Annotated in this window: 1 pseudogene; it reads left to right on the forward strand. The window is 70.9% G+C overall.

The window, feature by feature from the left end:
- Positions 1 to 104: 104 nt before the first annotated feature.
- Positions 105 to 344, forward strand: a pseudogene (locus EXE42_RS17360) (RNA-guided pseudouridylation complex pseudouridine synthase subunit Cbf5); the annotation flags it as partial.

Raw genomic sequence — 344 nt, forward strand, 5'->3', positions numbered from 1 at the left:
CGTCCTCGTCGCGACCGTCGAGGCGTACGACCCCGAGGACGACGAGGGGAAATCGCCCGTCGAGGGCGTCGTGTACGACTTCTGAGTCCGCAACCTGCCTCCGCATGACAGACGCCTCAGACTCCTACGCCGACGCTCCCCCCGACGGAGAGGACCCGCTCAGGGCGCCGCCGGGCGAGCGCTCGGTGCCGGAACTACTGCGCTTCGGCGTCGTCAACCTCGACAAGCCCGCGGGCCCCTCCTCGCATCAGGTGTCGGCGTGGGTGCGGGACGCGATAGACGAGACGCTCGACGCGCTCGATCCAGGCGGTCCTCCCACCCGCGGCGTCGCTCACTCCGGCACG

This window comes from Halorubrum sp. SP3 (genome assembly GCF_005435195.1).
Classification (GTDB): Archaea; Halobacteriota; Halobacteria; order Halobacteriales; family Haloferacaceae; genus Halorubrum; species Halorubrum sodomense.